This is a genomic window from Nitrosomonas communis, assembly GCF_900114745.1.
Lineage (GTDB): Bacteria > Pseudomonadota > Gammaproteobacteria > Burkholderiales > Nitrosomonadaceae > Nitrosomonas > Nitrosomonas communis_A.
On the sequence record NZ_FOUB01000016.1, the window covers coordinates 35,626 to 55,434 of the forward strand.

Consider the following 19,809-nt stretch of genomic DNA (forward strand, 5'->3'; position numbering starts at 1 on the left):
GCACAGGGCCGTTTCATCAAGTATTTCAATGAAAAGCTGAGTCAGGCTCCTCGGTATCAGCTACCAATGATTAGATCAAATATTTTAAAACCTGCTATATATGTGCCAATGGCTGATCCGAATGAAGAAAACAGAAATATCAGTAAAATACGGGTTACTCGATTATGCCACCAGCCTTTTAGGCTAGCCGTATCACTTCTAAGACGACTAAAATCACCCACTGTAGGTTTGCGTAAATAGGCCTCTACTAAAGCTGTAAACATTCCAACCCCTGTTGTTGGATCAAGCGAGGTAATTGGAGCAGCTAGAAAAGCAGTTAAAATTGTGAGTGGATGAGCAAGTACGATGGTAGCACCCAAAGCGGCTAAACCGCCATTGATGAGTATCCAATCGATTATCATGGTTATACCAATCTCAGGACTACGCATAAACCCTATTGTAAAGCCGGTCAGCACCATGGCTACGATCACCCATGGTAGAAATTTGAACCAATTGGTGGATTCTGGAATGGTGTCAAGCTGCTGAATAGCTACATCCGGATCGTTAATCCTGCCATTCATCATGATTTGCTCAATTCCTTTCAAGTGCCCCGCACCTACCACTGCAAGGGTATGTTGATAGTTGTTTTCCATACATTCTTTTAAGAGACGTGCCGACATATATTCATCACGTTCACTAATCAGTGGTTGATATAAATGCTTTTCATTTTCTGCAAACTGTGAAAAAGCACTTTCCAACACATCACCTTCTTTCAACCGCTCGATTTCTTCAGCACTGACTGTTTCCCGTGTAATGATGCTGGCTAGCAAACCACTATATAACTCCATACGTCTCCACCATGGTACGTTGTGATAGATGCGCTTAAGCGTGGTTCCAATCTCTCTATCAATCAGTAAAACCGGTAATTTGGCTTCTGTTGCGTCTTTAATAGCGGTTCGCATTTCTGCGCCTGGTTCGACACCTAATCGTTCAGCCATCCGCTGCTGAAAAGCTCCTAGCGCTAGACTGGCAGCAACCATACTTGCTTGACCTTTTTTAATAACCTGGAAGAGATCCATTTTGCTTAATAGATCTGGATTGACAATGGCCTTATGACGGCTTGGGCATAATTCGACAGCAACCGCGTCAAATTCACCAGTGGCAATCAATTCTTTCACTTTATCCGCACTGGTTTGAGAAATATGTGCGGTACCGAGGATGGTAATTTTATGACCATCTACTTCAAAAGTCTTGATGGGTTCTGTCTCAGTCTCTTTTTTTATTTTTATGGAGGAAGCTATCTGTTCTTGCATTAATTCAGACATTATGGATTAAGGCTTGAGGTAAGGTTATTTTAAGTAGTGGAAATATTGCTAATTCAATTTTTTTATCTAAAGATATAAGCCTTTATTTATTCAGACTGATCAGTTATAAACAGGCAGTATAATCGATATCACAAATAGAAAACGGTAGATATTCAGTGAAAAAAGTAGCTTTATAATTCTATTTATTTGATGTTATCACATACAAAAAGTATTTAACTTATTAAATTTATGTACTTTTTATTGGTGGAAATCTGCATGAAAATATGATGCCGATCATCAAAATTCAGCTTTAGGACATTGCTGTCCATTACAAGTCAGCCTAGTTAGTAAAAATAATTGACTTCTAGTCAGATAAGATGAGCACGTATTAGAACAACATGCATTCGCTACTATTTCATATCGATGCATTACAAAGCTATTCGCAACATGCATAATAAAATCTATTTAATTCTATTTCTAAATCAAAACTAACTTTGTCAGCTTCACCTTGCCGTATTATTTTTATTTATACTGTCTGCGGCTCGCCTTCGCATTATTTTTGATTTAGAAATGGAATAATATAAATTATGTTATTGCCAAATTATCATTTTCGATCAATTCTATCCATTTCGATATAAACATATATCCAAGACAGCCTAATTTTATGTTTCAAAACATTATAAATACCTGAATTTTTAGTGGCGCTTCATTTCTCAAGCTAAATATTGCTTTTGACTGCTTCTCAATGTGTTCAATAGCATGCTAGATTCTCTGGTTCATCCTTTTTAAATAAGGAAATTACTTTTTTCCTACACTTATGTTTCTTATTGATTTTATTCTCCATATTGACAAGCATCTTCATGAACTCGCATCAGAATATGGGCTATGGCTCTATGGCATTCTGTTCTTGATTATATTTTGTGAGACCGGACTTGTCGTGTTTCCTCTCTTGCCGGGTGATTCTCTATTATTCGCTGCAGGTTCTCTCGCATCATTACAAAATTCACAACTCAATCCGCATTTTTTACTTGTTGGATTGTGCATCGCAGGTATTTTAGGGGACACTGTAAATTACTGGATCGGTAAAAAAATTGGACCAAAAGTTTTTATCTCGCAAGAGTCTCGCTTCTTTAAACGCGAGTATTTAGACAAAACACAAGCCTTTTATCTCAAACACGGAAGTAAAACCATTATCATTGCACGTTTTATTCCTATTATTCGTACATTCGCTCCCTTTATTGCGGGTATTGGAACCATGCCCTATCGCACTTTCATTGTGTATAACATAATTGGTGCTGTACTGTGGGTAGGGTTATTTATTTATGCCGGATATTATTTTGGACAACTCCCATTTATTCAGAAAAACTTCAAGTTTGTTATTTTTGCAATTATCATTCTATCGATATCACCGCCCATCATTGAATATCTCAAACATCGCTATAAAAAACAATGAAGTAGATGCAATAAATTAAGATCTGGGCTTCTACATTATCAAAAACCGATTTATTCCATTTCTAAATCAAAATTGACTTTGGTGGCTTCACCTTGCCGTATTATTGATACTGTCTGCGGTTCGCCTTCGCGTCATTTTTGATCTGAAAATGAAATTACAATTTCAGATAATTGATAATGCGTTTCTCAGTGCAAAAAATTTAACGTTACCGAGATTCATGATTTTGCATACTGAGCAGGGATCCGCAGCAGTGCTGGTAAGATGATGAGAGTACAAATCAAAGTAAAAGTTAACCCAACAGTAAGTAATGCACCCATACTGGCGGTACCTTTGTGCGGTGAGAACATGAGGCTTGCAAAATCAACCAAGGCAGTTAAAGCACTATAAAAAATAGCACGCGCAGTACTAGTGTGGATCAGGATTTCGCTTTCTTGTTTGTTATCCAAGCTTCGGTGCACCATATGCAGGCTGCTGTCAATACCCAGGCCAAGTAATAACGGCAAGGCGATAATATTGGCAAAGTTAAACGGTATATTCAGCAAGACAGTGAAAACACCAGTAAATACACTAGACAGCAAAAGTGGAATCAGCACGAGTAAAGTATATTTTATACTGCGCAATAATATCAAAAGTGCCACTGTGATCCCGATCAGGGCCAAAGAGAAAGCCTGAATGAATGCTTCTACTACTGCCTCACCTGCTTCAAGACTTACCACCGGCATTCCGGTAGCATGCGGCGCTATTTGCTGTACTGCTCTTACAAAGCGAGCCAATGCTTCATTGTCGCCGATATCTTCGGATGGGTAAACAGCAATTCGATATTCTCCTGTATGGCTGAGCCAGCGTCTGCTGAGTGACCCGGGTAGATCTTGTTCGCTAAAGGGTGTCGCTTCAACCGAAGTGCGTAAGCGCTGAATTGCAATAGGTAAGGTGTAAAGTAGATCCTCTTCTATTGAATGCAGTAATTTTTCCTTATCGCTGAAATTCATTCTGTCTAACCGACTAAACAGCTTTGCAAGAGATGTTTTGAGAGCACGCGCAGAATCAGATAGGGATGATTCGGGGTGTTCCTTAATATAAAGGTCTAATGCTGTACTTAAAGCATCTAATTCTTCGAGCTGCTGCATCACCATTTGCTTATCTGTCGGAGGCTCCGGCAATGATAGTAGGAGTGGACCGATGATAAGTGCCATTTCCTCAATAGCGGAAAGTTTCTCTTCCTGCTCCGTTGGTACAAAATCAAGAAATGTAATTATTTTGCCTACTTCAGGAAGCTCAGCTAAGCGCTCTTTTAATTGTCGCGCTTCTTCACGATTCTTGGTTAACACGATAGCATGCCAAGGTGAATGTTCAGGGAATGCGAGTAACTCCCGAAAAGTCTGCACCGCTTTTCCTTTCGGGTCTTGCATATTAAGCAAATTGTAGTCAAACCTTACCCGAGGTAATAGCGCTATAGCAATAAGTAGCAGCACAAAAATAGCGGCATACGTCAATTTGTGCCACTTTAAGGAAAACTCAAGCACTTTGCCTAGAGATCCCTTTATGCCCGCTTCAGGAATAGATCGTTTTGACAAATATCGTAACAGGGCAGGTCCTATGATGAAAGTAACCAGCAAGCTGATCAGCATACCGGTGCCGGAAATAATGCCTAATTCCGCTACTCCACTGTAACTGGTGGGTATAAATGCATAAAAACCAATAGCGTTGGCAATAGTGCATGCAGCCAAAGCACTCCCGGCTTCACCACCCGCCTTATACATGGCTTCTGTTGAGATTTGACCATTCTCTAACACTTCACGATATCGTAACAAAAAGTGAATAGCGAAATCTGCACCGAGACCTATGTATAGCACTGCAAAAGCGATAGAGATAACATTCAGTTGACCAATGGCAGCGGTAGCAAAGGCTGCTGTAAGCAACAATCCTAACGTTAAGCAAAGCAATACCGCAAGCGCCATACCAATCGAGCGCATTGCAAAATAGAGGACTATTCCCACCAGTACCAAGGTGATGATCCCAGCATATTCCATGCCACTGAGCGAACTCTTGAGCTCATCATCAGCTAACGCCATATCACCCGTAACACGCAGCTGAATTGGACCATCTTCTGTTAAGCCAATATCTCTCGCCGCAGTATAAACTGCAGATATAGCCTGTTCACTTGCAAAAAGCTGTGAGTAATCTGGTCTTGGTTTTACCAAAATTATCTCTTGATAACTATTTTTCTGTGGTTCACCGCGAAAAAGTGTCTGCCATGATAGCTGCTGTGGCTTACCTGCAAGCTGCGCATCCAGAGTATCGCTCATACTTTTTAACACCGGCCCCAACTCCAAGTTCCGCCCTTTACTTAATTCTTTTATTGCTCCAGTAAGCACTGAGGCAAAAGTATGGAGTGATGGATTATCAGCAATGCGCGCAATTAATGGTTGTGCCTCTGCCAAGCGATCAGTAATGCGTTCGAGTTCTGAAATATTCTCGTAAAGTAAGCCATTGCGCTCAAAAAAAACATCAACATTGGGAGCATAAACATCAATAAAATTCTTAGGGTCTTCTTTTAAGCGCGCTGCAAGCTGACCAGCAGCAGAATAAGCCTGCTCCGGTGTAGGCGCATCCAACACGAGCAGCAGAATATCCATCTCCTGGGGAAATGTTTTATTGTAGTGCATGCTATTAACACGAAATGGCAGATGCTCAGAGAGCATATCTGTAGTATCGGTATTCATACCAAGGTTGCGCACGACATATATAGTGCTAGCTATAGCTATCAGGAATGCTGCAAACAGAATCCAGGGAGCATAGTGGTAAGAGAAGCGGGCGCATCGAGCAAAGGCTCTATAGGTATAACTGTGTGGAGCTTCCATTTTTCAATTTCCTTCTGGAAACAATCTGAGAAAATTAGCTTTAAACTGCCAGTGTGTCAGTGCTAATTCCTAATGATAGGATGTAAGCGGGTTCTGACAGTCTGCTGGAGAAAAAAGCTGAGAGTATTTCATAATAGGATGCGTTATTCAAACCCTTAAAAAGCTCAGCAGCAATAAGTTAAGCAGTACAGTCGAGTAATTCGATATTGTTTAGCCACATCAGTAACTTTCCAATGGCCTTGTTTGATAAGGCTGTTAAATTGCCCTAACGCTCCAGTAAGCGCTAATAATTGAATGTATTTATGGATATTCTTCCATTTCCAAATCAAACATGACGCGAAAGCGAGCCGCAGACAGTATCAATAATACGGCAAGGTGAAGTCGACAAAGTCATTTTTGATTGAGAAATGGAATTCAATCCTCGTATTTACCGGAATACACTCATCAGCGTTAGAAATTTTTCATATAAGCTTATTACATAATATTATTTCTCATTTTCCTTGGGCAAGACTATAGTGCCAGAAATTTTAAGACTATTAAGTTAAGCTCATGAAAATCCGCAATTTGGACTTGACACTCAATCCGGTAAATGAAGAGCACCAACAATTGGGATTACCACCTGTTGAAGATACGGTATCTCACTTAGAGGCACATCCTTTTTTACGTGCTTCCGTCTGGTTTGCTGTCATTATTTTAATTTCGCTTATTTTATTTCTGATTGGTCGCTTCTTTCTTGCACAAGATTGGGTTGATAGTTGGTTGATCATTAACGGTACGCTGGATAGCAGAATTTTCTGGAGCGCTGTTGCCGTTGGTTTTCTCGCACAAGTGATTGATGGTGCATTGGGCATGGCCTATGGCATTACAGCAACGACTTTTTTATTAGCAACAGGTGCAAATCCCGCAGCAGCTAGTGCTAGCGTCCATATTGCTGAGATTTTCACAACCGGGGTTTCAGGCATTGCTCATGCTAAATTTGGCAATGTGAATAAACACCTATTCACGCGCTTACTGGTACCAGGCATACTGGGTGGTATATTGGGCGCAGTATTAGTCACGCAAATAGACGGTACATTATTTAAACCTTTTATCTCGGCTTACCTGCTTCTGCTAGGAATTTATATCCTGAGTAAAGCCTTTCGTCAATTAAATATTCGAAAAGAAGCTCCAAAACATGTAGGTAAACTGGCACTTTTTGGTAGTTTTATGGATTCTGCTGGTGGCGGAGGTTGGGGACCGATTGTAACTACAACCTTGGTGGGCACGGGTAATGATCCCCGTACAACAATTGGTTCAGTCAATTTTGCAGAATTTTTCTTGACGCTCACTAGCGCAGCCGTTTTTGCATTACTGATGGAAACAAATACTTGGCCACTTATTATAGGCTTGATATTCGGAGGCTTATTTGCAGCTCCTTTTGCAGCTATCTTATGCAAAAAATTTCATGCACGCACATTACTCATACTAGTAGGAATTTTGATTACTATCATTAGTTTATATAATCTTTATAAAGCCTTTATTTCTTTATAAAAAGGAAACACTCGGCAGAACCACTCATAATAGAATAAACTGATCACGATAAGAACGGTATTATGAGTTATTTGTAACGACACTTATTATTCCATTTCCACATCAAAAATGACGCGAAGGCGAGCCGCAGACAGTATCAATAATACGGCAAGGTGAAGCTGACAAAGTCAGTTTTGATGTGGAAATGGAATTACTGGAATTTTAGCGTTACACTGGCAATCTGCAAGCAGGTTATAACCTGCAATTTTTGCATAATGAAAATTATCGCTGTCATTCTTGAATTCAGTTTGGTCGGCAGAGAATCTTAGCCATCTCGCCATAGCACATATAGAGATCACCTCTATAACATCCATACTTATAACAGCAAATAATACTATGAAGAGAACATTCCCTTATTTTTGCCTAAGTATCTATGGCAATAAGATAATCGTTTTTAACAGTCAGCATTATCCTACTAAACCAAAGGAGTAATTATGGCCGATTATCAGCATATTCTGTTAGCAGTCGATTTTTCAGATGAGGATACGTATGTTGCCCGCAAAGCTGAGCGTTTGGCGACCTTCTTCAACGCGAAACTGAGTGTTATTCACATACTGGATAATATTCCAATGCCAGATACCGCCTATGGCACAGCGATTCCACTTTATTCGGATTCATCCTATGAGCTGCTTGAAATAGAAAAAAATAAATTGATCCACACGGCCAATCGATTAACTATTGACCCGACCAATCTATGGTTAATCTGGGGCAAACCGGAGGTAGAAATTATTCGAATCGCTAATCAAGAAGATATTGATTTGATCGTAGTAGGTTCACATGGACGACACGGCCTTGCATTACTTCTAGGATCGACTGCCAATGGTGTGCTGCACCATGCTCAGTGCGATGTTCTGGCAGTTCGCTTACAGGATGAGTGGGCAGAATCGACAATATTGGCTTATTCCTAGAAATATTCGCGCTCTTTCCAACAGATCACGCGCTTACCATATTTTCCACCAGGATTCTTTCCCTAACGAATCCGAACCTGACAGATATTCACTTTGAGGAAAATTCTTTCTCATGACCCTTTCCACGTCTTCTCGTAAATCGTTCATTCCCATTCTATCATAGGCTCTAGCCATGATGTACAGGGCCTCTTCTGTAGCAGGTGTTTGCGGATATTCTTCCAGAACATATTGTGCACGCCTGACCGCAGCGATATATGCTTTACGTTTCATATAATAGCGCGCAACATATATTTCACTTTTAGCGACTACATTAACCAAATGTGCCATTCGCTTAAGCGCATCAGGGGTGTACTTGCTTTTCGGAAAGCGGGTAACCAGCTCTTTGAAATTTTCAAATGATTCACGCGAGGCCTTCGAATCACGCTCACTCATATCCTGATTAATAATCCTCGATGAAATATAGCCCAGGATACCCAAGTCATCATGAAAATTAGCTAACCCTTTGATATAATATGCATAGTCAACATTTGGGTGGTGTGGATAAAGCTGAATGAAACGATCTGCTGCCGCAATCGCCGAAGCCTGTTGCTGATCTTTATAATAAGCATATGCAATTTCAAGTTGCGCTTGTTGCGCAAACCGCCCATAAGGATAGCGTGCCTCCAGTGCTTCGAATAATTTTATAGCAGCTTCATAATTACCATTATTTAGTTCATTCTTAGCTTCAGAGTAAAATTTATTGGGAGACCATTGGCTATTGTCCGTTGTTTTTTCCTTCAATAAACCGCATGCTGATAACCCAAAAATTAAAATTAATATTAAACGATGCCACATGAAATTTCCTATAGAAGCAAACAAACCTCTTCAAGATTATAGCGTAAAGTCATCTTTATTCGCATTGGCTGAACAAACTGAAGCGATTATTGAATTGGTTGTACCTCAAAATTGTATTGGGCTTCGTCTAGACCTTGTATTAGCACAATTACTGCCACACTGGTCGCGCAGCCGTTTGCAATCATGGATACTTGAAAAACGTGTGAACGTAGATGGCAAGATTGCTACACCCAAACAAAAAATTTGGGGGAACGAAAAAATTAGTATTAAACCCCATATTATACCAATCAACGAGACGCATGTTGCAGAAGCAATTTCACTTGAGATCCTTTATGAAGATAATTACCTACTTGTCATCAACAAACCAGCAGGGATGGTTGTACATCCTGGCAATGGAAATTGGCAGGGCACACTATTAAATGCACTCCTTCATCATTCCAAACAGCTTAATGATATTCCCAGAGCGGGTATCGTCCATCGGCTAGACAAAGATACGAGTGGTTTACTCGTTGTCGCAAAAACAATAGAGGCCCAAACCAGTCTGGTGCGGCAACTGCAAGAGCATAGCGTCGAGCGGAATTATTTAGCAATTGTATTAGGTGAGGTCAAACAGAACGGTTATATCGATGCCCCTGTAGGGCGGCATCCCGTACAACGCACAAAAATGGCTGTAACCATCCATGGCAAACCAGCGCGTACTTATTATCAAATATTAGAATCATTCAACGGTTGCACCCTGCTTCGTTGCAGGCTTGAAACCGGCCGGACTCATCAGATCCGCGTACACATGCACAATATGGGCCATCCGCTCGTGGGCGATCCGGTCTACACTGGCAAAACCAGGAAACTACCTATGGAAATAGCGCGATTGATTACCCAATTCCCGAGACAAGCTTTGCATGCACAACAGCTAGCCTTGGTTCATCCGCTGCATGACGAAACGATGAGATGGAATTCTGAACTACCAGACGATATGAGTGTATTGCTGCAGGGACTACGGCAATACAGTACATCGCCAAGTCTGTCCTCATTTTAATCTCTTGATAGAGAACCTACTGAGCTAGGATATATAAAAACTAAGAGACCATATCAGAAATGCACCCGCAGGTGCATTTCTTAAATAATTTAACAACTCACTATCTCCTAGAAAAGTTTTAAATTAGAAAGGTAGTATTGCATCAAGTGACAACAAGACCTGATCATTGTTACCCCCAAATGGCCTATAAGATGAACCATGAAGGGGATCGGCCACATCGTAACGAAAATTAGGACGAATATTCAGCTGCCGCAGGCTATCTGTAAAATTAAACATTTTTCCTGGCTTCCAATTCAAACCTAGTGTTACAGCGTAATAGTCTGAAGGAGAACTAGTAGCAAGCTGGGTTGAACCACCCAATGCATAGCTCTGGCCCAAGTGATCGGTCGCAAGTGAAACTCGGCCTGGTGAGAATACACGGAAACCGTCCCTATCGCGGAACCACTCCCCACGCACACCGATCGACAAGTCTGATGTTACATCATAATAAAGGTGCATATTGATTCCATACCACTCGGCATTTTTATTTACATTAGTAAAATGGAGGTTATTGAGCAGCACATTATCAGCAAAACCATGATCATGCTGCAAAACAAAATGTGTTTTTGAAGTAATCATATGTTTTAGCACAATACTGAACATTCCCCAGAAATCACTGTGTCGAGTGGAGGTTGTGCTACCCGTACCGCTGATATTGAGAGAAGTATCACCATCATCACTTGTCCAAGTTAATCCACCTATCGCACCCCAATTAGCCAATTGTTTATCAAAATTACCATCCCAACCACCTGTCCCACTCCCTGTCAGTGCCCCAGCTATCACAGACCAATTATCGGTAATGGCATACTCACCTAATAGCCCAGTATGAGTAAAAGGCTCACCATATTGCATGGTATATGCATGAGTGTAAAAGAAGTTATTTGGTGCCGGAACCGTCTCGTAACCAATCGGTGTGTAAAAATGTCCAATCTTTACATTGACGCCTCTGTTGTCAGTAACGGGTGCATATACCTCAGCAAAGGCTTGTGGAAAGGCGATACCATAGGTACGACTGGAGTTACAACAAATGTCAAGATCCCAGTTGCCTCGATCACTTAGAGCCCTTCCATCATTTACATCAAATGCAGGGTTGCCATAAGCTTGCGTAAAAATAGCATCGGTACCGAACAAAAAATCGGCCCTAAATCCTATATCCCATGAATTCCCTTCTGTCACCACGGGTCGTTCAAAAAACAAGTTCAATTGGTTGAGCTGAAACCGGTTAGCCTGATCTGCAAAGGTGACCGGACCGTTAAATCCATCGGTTATATACGGATTGAAGGTTGCGCCGCCTTGAACCCAGCCGCCAACTTTAAGCCCATATTGATCAAGATTAACCCCAGACTTTTCAAGAAAAGTCATGGCAGTATTTGCAGCAACGACGGTCGAACTCATACCAAATAATAATAATCCCATGACTGCAGCAGAGATTCTCTGCTTCCTGCATTTAGAATTAATTCTCATTTTCCCCTCTTCCCTTGGACTTATAAATTAAAAATATAAAAATGAAAAGTTAATACCCTTATTTCGCACAAGGATTTGACTTTACACATAACATACGGCCGGGTCAATGTAAAATCTATCCGACATAAAGTAAAGTGATTTAAACCATGACCATTAGAAATTAATCACAAGAGATGGTGCCACAGTTAAAATGAAGGAAAAATGGGGAGTTTAATACTTATGCAGACTGTGGAGCCTTGGGATAAATTAGCAAGCAAAGGAGAAGCGGAAGCGCAGAGACACGCAAAGACAGAGAAAGGAAATTGCTCAAGTATGCAATTTTAGAGCGCTGAAACATTCATTGCTTATTAAGAAATAAAATAGGTTCTTCCGGAAATTATCATCATAGAACCATAGGATGGATTTTTTACTTTATATAATGAAATAGTTAAATTTTATTAATTAAGAAAATAAAAAATGCCGCACATTACCTTATTAGTATAGAATGTGCGGCTATATTATTAATAATAACTTATCGTTTATTATATTTAAGCAATCCATTCAAATATATTTAATAATAAAAGAATAGTTAAAATAATATAATATGCTGTTGGTAATTTCATAATTTTTCTCCTTTCCAATTTTATTGCATTCGAAGAAACCACACTAATAATATGGTTCTCATAAGGACGCATAGTACCGATAAAATTTTCAAAGAATAAGCATAATAAATTGAGTCATATTGATTCCCATAAAGATACAATCGACTCATCTCATATATAAAAACTTAATTTACTTATGGGCACTTCTGAAATTCGACTCTTCAGCAAAATCTGTGGTTGTACTCAGGCACCGGCAATTCGCCAAGTGGATGATATAGAGCGATTTCCAGACATTTCAGTGTCTTGAAACCATAGGTTTTTCTCATAGTAAGTTTTGTCTTGAGGTTCAAACCCTCCACAGCGCTGCGGGAAAAGTCGCCCTTTGGGCTTGAACCAATTGAGAATTAACAGCTTATGGCTGCGCAGTATTCGAGCAGTTTTTTTCATGGGTTCCCAATCTGTCTGAAGCGCCGTGGTCACCCAATTATCGAGAAACTTTTCCGCCGCATCTGGGCATGGATAGTCCCAGAACCTTTGGAAATCCTCACGCATAAGGCATCTCCCTTGATCGATGCCAAATTAAGTTTGAGTAACTCACTCATCCGAACCGTCTGGTTCTCGGCTAGATTCTCTGGACGCTCTAGTAGCGGCCAGCGACTACGTGCAAGGATATTCTGCTGGTAGGTCTCTTTGAATGGTTTGACCTCGTTGCGCCGGATCTCGTCGATTTTACGCATGATGCGGAAGCGATCGAGAATATTGAGCGCCTGGGGTGCTTTTTTTGCAATCCCCTTGAGGAAGGGCGCCCACAGGTCGCTACAGACAAAATTGAGCTGCGCGCTGCGTTTATTGCCAAACTTGCGAAAGAAGCGTAGCAATGTTTTTACTCGACGTTCAGAGCCGTACCCTATCAGTCTTCTCGCGCCGGCATTGAGTGGATAGACCAAGGTCAGATACGGGTGACCCTTGAAGACAGCCATTTCGTCAATACCGATCTCGGTCACACCGTCAAGGCTTCTTCGCGCCAAGCCATAATCGACGACAGATTTAACTGCCCGGAAAACTGTATCCCGGCTCGTCCCGAAGATGTCGGCCGTTTCTTTCCAGGAAAGCCGTCTGGCCCAACAAGCCAGATAGGTCTGGTATGAGAAAGTCATCCGCTCCTTACCTTGACCCCACGGTAACGCTTCTACCTTCATACCATGGGTTAAGCATCGGACATGACGCGGCGCATAGCGCAAGTAGCACTTAAATGACCCAATCGGCACATACTCGAATAATCATTGTGGTCGGTCGTACGTCGCACCTCGTTTACCCCATTCAGGGCAGATAGGCTAACTATTGAGGCGTGGCTTGATGTCAATGACTAAAGGGCGCCTCTAAAAATTCAGAGTTCTAGACAAGACAAAGCGAGAACAAAAAATGTTGACGTAGCATATAACTGATATGTAAGGAAACATTTTTTGTGAACAACGAAGTATTGTGACGAAATATGAATTTTTAGAGGTACCCTAAAGCTTCTATTCCCTCCACCAGCTTGACGCCAATGGAATCATAAATAAATGACTTGAACCGCTCAATCTTGTTTAGTAAGGTTTTGATCAGCATTGCTTTTCCTTGGTACAGGTCCGATAGTTTTGGGAAAACAATCTTACCTTTCCATGAGAAGCAATGCCCTAATTTTTATCAGATATTACTCATAGATTCTGCGGAAGAGGCTCCATCTGAGTATATCCAGCCTAACTCGAGCTGGCATACTTCATCCACCAATTGTTAGCAACAAATAGAATTGCACGGCACTTCTCATAGAACCAAAAATATTACCTGCCACAATTTTTAATAGATTGTGATCAGTGCAACACAAAGAAATAGTATTAATGTCCCTGATCACATTTTTCAATAAACCCTCCCATAATATGCCTTAGCAATCCTTGATTGGCATCTTCCACTAAATCAAGCACCAACTCGAATCCATGACTCCCCCCATAGTAAGGATCTGCTACTTCATGATATCTGTCCCATTGACTGCTATAGCTCATCAATAAACCAAGTTTGTGAGTATATTGATGTGGGCAACGATCCTGGAGTATTGCGAGATTATTTTTATCCATTGCCAGAATATAGTGAAACTCTTCAAAATCATTTAGTTCCACAGCGCGCGCGCGCAACTCCTGCATGTTATACCCTCTTTTCTGTGCTGCTTTCTGGGCACGTTTATCAGGAGGCTCATCAATATGGTAGGCGTGTGTACCGGCTGAATCGACATAGATGTGTTTCTCCAGGCCAGCAGCTTTGACTTGATGCTTAAATACCGCATCCGCAGTAGGTGATCTGCAAATATTACCCATACAAACAAAGAGAATTTTAACTTTCTGACCTTGCTTCATTTTTGTTTCATCATTCCCAGTTCATTTTGAAAAATAGTATTAAAAACCTTTAAACACTTTTTTATAGTTGCAAGGTAAATTTCACCCTTTAATCAACGCACTTTCCTATCTAGAGTTAGACAGACAGCGCTTGCCTGCCACTTCTTTAAGAATATTTTAAATCTAGAACATAAAATATGATTTTTCCTTTCCGATATTTACAAAAGATCTCTCAATCTTCATTAACCCGTTTGACATAAAGCCTTCTACTAATAATTAGATCATAATGACAATCCCGTCTACCACTCGGTTTACTGGCCTTGTACTATGACTGATTTCCTGAGCCTGTATCCTACACGCTGCTAGCCTTTCTAAGGCAATCAATCTAATAACCAAGGCAATCCCTAAAGGCATCACATCAAGACTAAATCATCCAGATAAGCAAAAATTGAAATAAAATCTGGAACTAGATCAATTAGGCTGAACGCATAAGCAACAATAGTAGCAATGAGAAATTTAGCATACTAAGGAATAGCAGAATAGCAGGATCACGTGCATCGAAGTAAACGTACAAAGGTTTCTGCTTTAAGGCAAAACGTAAGTTGTTGTAGATTTAATAAAAGCTCATAGTCAATTTACCATATCAAATGAATAGCCATCAGAAAGTACACATCGCCATCGGTAAACCAGGCGATTTTCCCAGTTTCCCAATGCTTCTTTGATCCCCACCCTAATAAATTTTGAAAAATAATCTAGCGCTATCGTTGATACCGCAAAATCAACAATTTGCAATACCCTACATGTTCTCTACACATGAGCTTATGCGTCAGCTTACATGAGAAACTTACATTGGAAGACAGTATTATGAAAAGGCAAAGGTGCAGAATTCTGGCAGCCAAACAGACAAATGAAGCAAGCAGACAAGGTTATGATTGTTTTTAAGGATAAGCTAAAAAATAACCCAGGGAGCAAAGCATATAACTCACCGGGTTAGAAGAGATACGAGAATAGTTATTTAGAATCATATATATATCGGTTATCGGCTAAAATTGAGAATACTTTAGCATCTTTTTAAAGCACTCGAAATAGGCCTTACCCTTCCTCGACATAAAGTAGTTATTCACAGGTTTATTCACGAAAATTGTAGATAATAAAATCATAATATTCTCCATCTTAGTAGTTGTATTACTAATACATCACAATTTCCATGTTCTATATCATTTTATTTTCAATAGGATGAGTTGAATTTAGATGGAAACTCTGGGTAAATCTAAGCAAGATTCATCGCATAATGCTTATATACACAATTACCCACATGAATATCCCTCAGTTGATCATCTTCAATGCCTCCCTCAAAATAAGCAACGAATACCCGCATGGTTTCTTCATGAGCAATTACTAGCAGTATTTTATCCTTCTGCTCTTTTAACCAATCAATAAACCGTAACACACGTTGCTTATGATCCAGCAATGACTCGCCACCATTCACGCGCATTCGTAACGGGTCATGGCTAATCGCCGCAAAATAGTCAGATACCGGCATGCTATCAAACCCTGAACGAATATCAGCAAGATCAGGATGCACCTCAATTGGCACTGAGTGATAACAGCTTATTATCTTCGCCGTTTGGTATGTCCGTGGCAGGGGCGAAACAATAATACGCTCAAATGCTACATCACGCAGCGCCAACGCTGCCGATCTCGCCTGTGCCATACCTATTACTGTTAAATGAACATCCCGGCTAGGATCATCGTTACACAAACCAAGATCATTATAATTAGTACGCCCATGGCGCATGAAGTAGATATTCATGTTGCAAATGAAGATAAAAAATAAGTTAACTAGGTTAAGAGTCGGTCATCCTGAATAAAATGGATTGAAAATGAAATCCAAAGAAATAGGATGGCAAATATTTGACAGTTTGAATGATGTACATACTGTCATCCTCAAGGGAACTTTGATTGGTATAACGAAACAAATTGAAATCAAGATCAGGATCTTAAATTTTATTCACGTAAAGCATACTCAATAGATAAACAGCTTACTCATCAACTCAATAGCTAATCAAGTCATTAGTCTTGGGCGAAATTATGAGGAGCAATATGAGTATGTAACCACTGCCAAACCTCACCATGGATCATTAGCAAATGATCCATGGTACTTACGTTGGCAGTTAGATAGAGCCTCATCAGCCATTAAGTATAGCGACAGACATTATGGATAACAGAGGGGCTATTTTTACAAGGAGGAATTTCAATGAAAGAAGACCAGAAAAATGAACTCTTGTACCAGGCTTTGGAAACTGAGAAAGGTGGCATCGAAATCTACCAAATGGCGCTTCGTTGCGCAGTGGAAGAAGACCTAAAGGAGGAATGGGAAGAGTACCTGGAACAAACAAAGAACCACTATCAAATCCTGCTGGAGGTTTTCCAGGAGCTGGGCCTGGATTCTGATGAGGAAACGCCGGGACGAAAAGTTGTTCGTCATATTGGTGAATCACTGGTAAAGGCAATGGAGATGGCTCTTGAAGCAGGCGATCCTAAAGCTGCTGAGCTTGTTGCTTGTGAATGTGTAGTTTTTGCGGAGACCAAAGACCACCAGAATTGGAAGCTTATCGGTGAGGTTGCAAAAAAAGCAAAAAGTACCGAGGCCAAGATACTCAAAAACGCATATGACCGGGTAGAAGATGAAGAAGATGAGCATCTCTACCACACTATGGGCTGGTGTCGTGAGCTCTGGATCAATTCTCTAGGCATGAAAGCTGTGCTGCCTCCACCTGAAGAGAAAAAGGGCGTTCATACCGCCATCGGTGCGGCACGAGCGCAGAGCTCGCGTAAATAATTAGCCCGGAGATAGTTGTTCAGGATTGCCGCAAATTTAGCTGAGCATCTGCTGATCCCTGTGCCGATTTTCGAGCTTTTGCGTCTTCATATTTTTTATTCTCGGTAGTGGTTAGCTTCCTGGGCCAGGTAGTTAGATTGTAGAGTGCGATTCTCTCGCGGATTTAACCTTGGAATGTGCGGCACTCATACAAAAATACATACCTTATGCCAAACTGAACAATTAACTAGAGCTTGCTCCGAAAGTATAAAGGATTGTTTTTACGTGAGATATCGTAAAAATCAATTTTTAAGCGCAAGGTTTTTGAATAAATTATGCAAAAACCCTTACACTTAATTACTCTAGCTAGTATGGAGTTAACGAAACTGGAAGCAACGCGTGCTTCAAGCTCGTTATTTGAGTTAAGAAAGACGATAATACGTATTGTTTGATCTGCCCCAGCCAAGTGGCTTCAGTAAATCGATTGCTTAGATAGATGGAAATATGTGGAACAAAGAGACTGGTAGCATGGATGAGCACCACTGATAAATAAATTCCAGGACGCAAGATAAGGTGTTTTTATGCTCATGTCGAAGATCTCCTATAAACAGGGGGGCAATAAACCGAATTTCTCCACCGGTCTTCGGCAAATGAAAAGAGAAATAGGAAGAATAAATATCCATCCATTCATTAGCCTTAATCTTGTTTGTTGCATTTTTTGTAGATTTTTTATCCTTGAGTGCTCTACACATACCCATCCAAGCGGCCTAATAAATGACCAAATTAATTTAATTTTTTAATTTATGGAAATTTGACGGCGAAAATTACAAAAAGGGTTTTAAAATACCCTTCCAAAATTATCCCGTCAATTTATATTGAAAATCCTAGATGCTAAGCCCCGACATTCGTTAGTCATAACAAAATCATCATCAGATGATGAAGATATAAAGATTTATTTCCACATTACGTTACACTCAGCTTTTGCTGCGGCAGTAAGCAGATTGATCAACGGTAATGCTCTATCAGCTAAACTCACAACCGGCTCATCTTCATCCTGATCCTGGTCTTCAACTGGCGGCAAAGCCTTTTCTGCATCAATAGCAGCTTTTAATCGATTCAGCGCCTCAGGAATATCTTCTGCCAAAATAGCACCGGGCACTGTTTTGCTATGACCCATCATTTCGAGCATGGTAAAGGCAATATCACCAAACATGGTTATGTCGGCATAAGCATCAGTTGAAAATGTCACAAGCATAAACTTCTCCTCAAATAAATCAAAATTGCACGACAACAAATATACGTATTCTGGCTTGGTTCCAGTTCCCCTAGCAATAAGTTTTAGTCAATATGAACCATGTTGGGTTTTCCGAAAACCCAATAATTTGGGCCAAGTGGTAATGCCTAACACTTTTTGTTGCGCAGCAATATGCTTTTTCAACTCTGCCTTTGGGATATAACCAATCAGCTCCAGCAACCGATAGTGATGAACCAATTCAACAGTATCGATCTGTCGCCGTGTACCCAAGTGTTGCATCACCAGCACCACTTATGGTGGTATGCAACCTGCTTCTGCGAGTCGATTGCAAGGACTAACACCTTCATCTCTTACGCCGCTTGTGGCGGTATACTAGGATCTACTACCTATAGCTGGTTAGGTCGCGATACAAAAAACTGTCGATTAGCCCGATCGGCTGGAAACTGCGAATCCAAGTAACTATTTTTAATGTTTCTAGAGTCTGTTGACATTTCACATAGGTAGTAGCCACAGATATCCACACGCGCCATGGCTACCATACTCTCATAATTTCGCTTCAGTTTGTCGTATCGTGTCGCTATTGCCCAATACTGCTTTAGCCGGGCAAAAGCATTCTCCACCCAATGCCGGTATCGATATAAACCCCAATCTATATCTGCATTACCCTTCAACGAGTTGCGCTTTCTCGATATCACAGCCCGAGCCCCCTTCTTCGTTATCTTTTCCGGTATCTATTCGCTGTCATAGCCCTTGTCCGCAACCATCGCTTTTGCGTCAGTCAGCCTGGCAATCAAATCAGGTGCTGCAGAACAGTCATTGACTTCTCCACCGGTAATTTCAAACTCAACTGGCAAGCCATAACCATCGACCGGCTAAAGGGATCTTGGTGGTATTGCCTGCACGGCTTTTGGCCTTCAGCCTGCGATTCTTGATCGCTGCTCCCGCACTTGGCTTTGCGCTTTAACATAGCTGCCATCCATAAATTCCCATTCCCAATCCGGATCAATAGCCAATGCTTTGAAAATATTGAACCCTTTCCTGCTCAATGACCAGGCATTGAATCTTTTATAGATGGAATTCCAGCAGCCGAACGCCTTGGGCAGGTTTCACCACGGACAGCTACCCCGCATTCGATACAGTATGCCTTCTACCGTCATGCGCAGATTGCGCTTGTTATCCATCGCTTCTTGAAGCAGAATCTTCTCCAGCTTCGACCAGAACTCATCATTGAGCATCCATCGCAGCATCGCAAACTCGTTTTGTTGAGGGTATAGGAAACCCAATATTACAAGTTTGTTTCTATCTATGAAATACTTATCTTAAAACGTCAATAGACCCT

The 19,809-nt window shown here is 40.9% G+C and carries 14 protein-coding genes and 2 pseudogenes; 5 read left to right on the forward strand and 11 right to left on the reverse strand.

The genetic code is table 11. The annotated features are described in order from the left end of the window. Positions 1–56: 56 nt before the first annotated feature. Complete coding sequence (locus tag BM122_RS08230) at positions 57–1,304, reverse strand: TraB/GumN family protein (RefSeq protein WP_083398395.1); 1,248 nt, start codon at positions 1,302–1,304, stop codon at positions 57–59. Between the two features lie 796 nt (positions 1,305–2,100). Here BM122_RS08230 and BM122_RS08235 point away from each other — a divergent pair. Then, the gene (locus BM122_RS08235; protein WP_074905122.1) at positions 2,101–2,736 is read left to right on the forward strand and encodes a DedA family protein; all 636 of its coding nucleotides are present in this window, start codon (positions 2,101–2,103) and stop codon (positions 2,734–2,736) included. Between the two features lie 215 nt (positions 2,737–2,951). Here the strand turns inward: BM122_RS08235 and BM122_RS08240 are convergent, their stop codons facing one another. Continuing rightward, positions 2,952–5,597 carry an MMPL family transporter gene (locus BM122_RS08240; RefSeq protein ID WP_074905123.1) on the reverse strand — a complete coding sequence of 882 codons (2,646 nt, stop codon included), beginning with the start codon at positions 5,595–5,597 and terminating at the stop codon, positions 2,952–2,954. A 549-nt stretch (positions 5,598–6,146) separates the two neighbouring features. On the opposite strand from BM122_RS08240, the gene BM122_RS08245 reads away from it, so the two are divergent. Continuing rightward, positions 6,147–7,127 carry a sulfite exporter TauE/SafE family protein gene (locus BM122_RS08245; RefSeq protein WP_074905124.1) on the forward strand — a complete coding sequence of 327 codons (981 nt, stop codon included), beginning with the start codon at positions 6,147–6,149 and terminating at the stop codon, positions 7,125–7,127. A 473-nt stretch (positions 7,128–7,600) separates the two neighbouring features. Beyond that, positions 7,601–8,074, forward strand: coding sequence for a universal stress protein (locus BM122_RS08255; protein WP_074905126.1), 474 nt, complete (start codon positions 7,601–7,603; stop codon positions 8,072–8,074). A 33-nt stretch (positions 8,075–8,107) separates the two neighbouring features. On the opposite strand, the gene BM122_RS08260 is transcribed toward BM122_RS08255, so the two are convergent. Beyond that, positions 8,108–8,908, reverse strand: a complete 801-nt coding sequence (locus BM122_RS08260) for an outer membrane protein assembly factor BamD (protein WP_074905127.1) — start codon at positions 8,906–8,908, stop codon at positions 8,108–8,110. Between BM122_RS08260 and rluD the strand changes: the two genes are divergently transcribed. Continuing rightward, complete coding sequence (rluD, locus tag BM122_RS08265) at positions 8,907–9,944, forward strand: 23S rRNA pseudouridine(1911/1915/1917) synthase RluD (RefSeq protein WP_074905128.1); 1,038 nt, start codon at positions 8,907–8,909, stop codon at positions 9,942–9,944. The two genes, BM122_RS08260 and rluD, sit on opposite strands and share 2 nt — an antisense overlap. Before the next feature lie 123 nt (positions 9,945–10,067). Here the strand turns inward: rluD and BM122_RS08270 are convergent, their stop codons facing one another. From BM122_RS08270 to BM122_RS08295, 5 genes and pseudogenes are all read right to left on the reverse strand, one after another. Next, entirely contained in the window at positions 10,068–11,447 is a 1,380-nt protein-coding gene (locus BM122_RS08270; RefSeq protein ID WP_074905129.1) for a porin, read from the reverse strand. A gap of 802 nt (positions 11,448–12,249) precedes the next feature. Continuing rightward, positions 12,250–13,398, reverse strand: a pseudogene (locus BM122_RS08280) (ISL3 family transposase); the annotation flags it as partial. Positions 13,399–13,902: 504 nt separating this feature from the next. Continuing rightward, a complete protein-coding gene (locus BM122_RS08285) occupies positions 13,903–14,415 on the reverse strand; it encodes a low molecular weight protein-tyrosine-phosphatase (protein WP_074905132.1) in 513 nt (170 codons plus the stop codon). 392 nt (positions 14,416–14,807) lie between these two features. Further along, positions 14,808–14,903 carry a DUF1232 domain-containing protein gene (locus tag BM122_RS25935; protein ID WP_074905156.1) on the reverse strand — a complete coding sequence of 32 codons (96 nt, stop codon included), beginning with the start codon at positions 14,901–14,903 and terminating at the stop codon, positions 14,808–14,810. A gap of 761 nt (positions 14,904–15,664) precedes the next feature. Beyond that, positions 15,665–16,207, reverse strand: a complete 543-nt coding sequence (locus tag BM122_RS08295) for a histidine phosphatase family protein (RefSeq protein WP_083398396.1) — start codon at positions 16,205–16,207, stop codon at positions 15,665–15,667. A gap of 444 nt (positions 16,208–16,651) precedes the next feature. On the opposite strand from BM122_RS08295, the gene BM122_RS08300 reads away from it, so the two are divergent. Next, positions 16,652–17,236 (forward strand): hypothetical protein, encoded by a 585-nt coding sequence (locus BM122_RS08300; protein ID WP_074905134.1) that lies wholly within the window; start codon positions 16,652–16,654, stop codon positions 17,234–17,236. Between the two features lie 931 nt (positions 17,237–18,167). On the opposite strand, the gene BM122_RS08305 is transcribed toward BM122_RS08300, so the two are convergent. The 3 genes and pseudogenes from BM122_RS08305 to BM122_RS08320 all read right to left on the reverse strand — a co-directional run bounded on the left by BM122_RS08305 (position 18,168) and on the right by BM122_RS08320 (position 19,717). Continuing rightward, positions 18,168–18,470 carry a DUF1840 domain-containing protein gene (locus BM122_RS08305; RefSeq protein WP_074905135.1) on the reverse strand — a complete coding sequence of 101 codons (303 nt, stop codon included), beginning with the start codon at positions 18,468–18,470 and terminating at the stop codon, positions 18,168–18,170. 87 nt (positions 18,471–18,557) lie between these two features. Further along, on the reverse strand, positions 18,558–18,752 hold the full coding sequence (locus BM122_RS08310; RefSeq protein WP_143083364.1) for a hypothetical protein: 195 nt from the start codon (positions 18,750–18,752) through the stop codon (positions 18,558–18,560). 210 nt (positions 18,753–18,962) lie between these two features. Then, positions 18,963–19,717, reverse strand: a pseudogene (locus BM122_RS08320) (IS5 family transposase). Positions 19,718–19,809 lie beyond the last annotated feature (92 nt).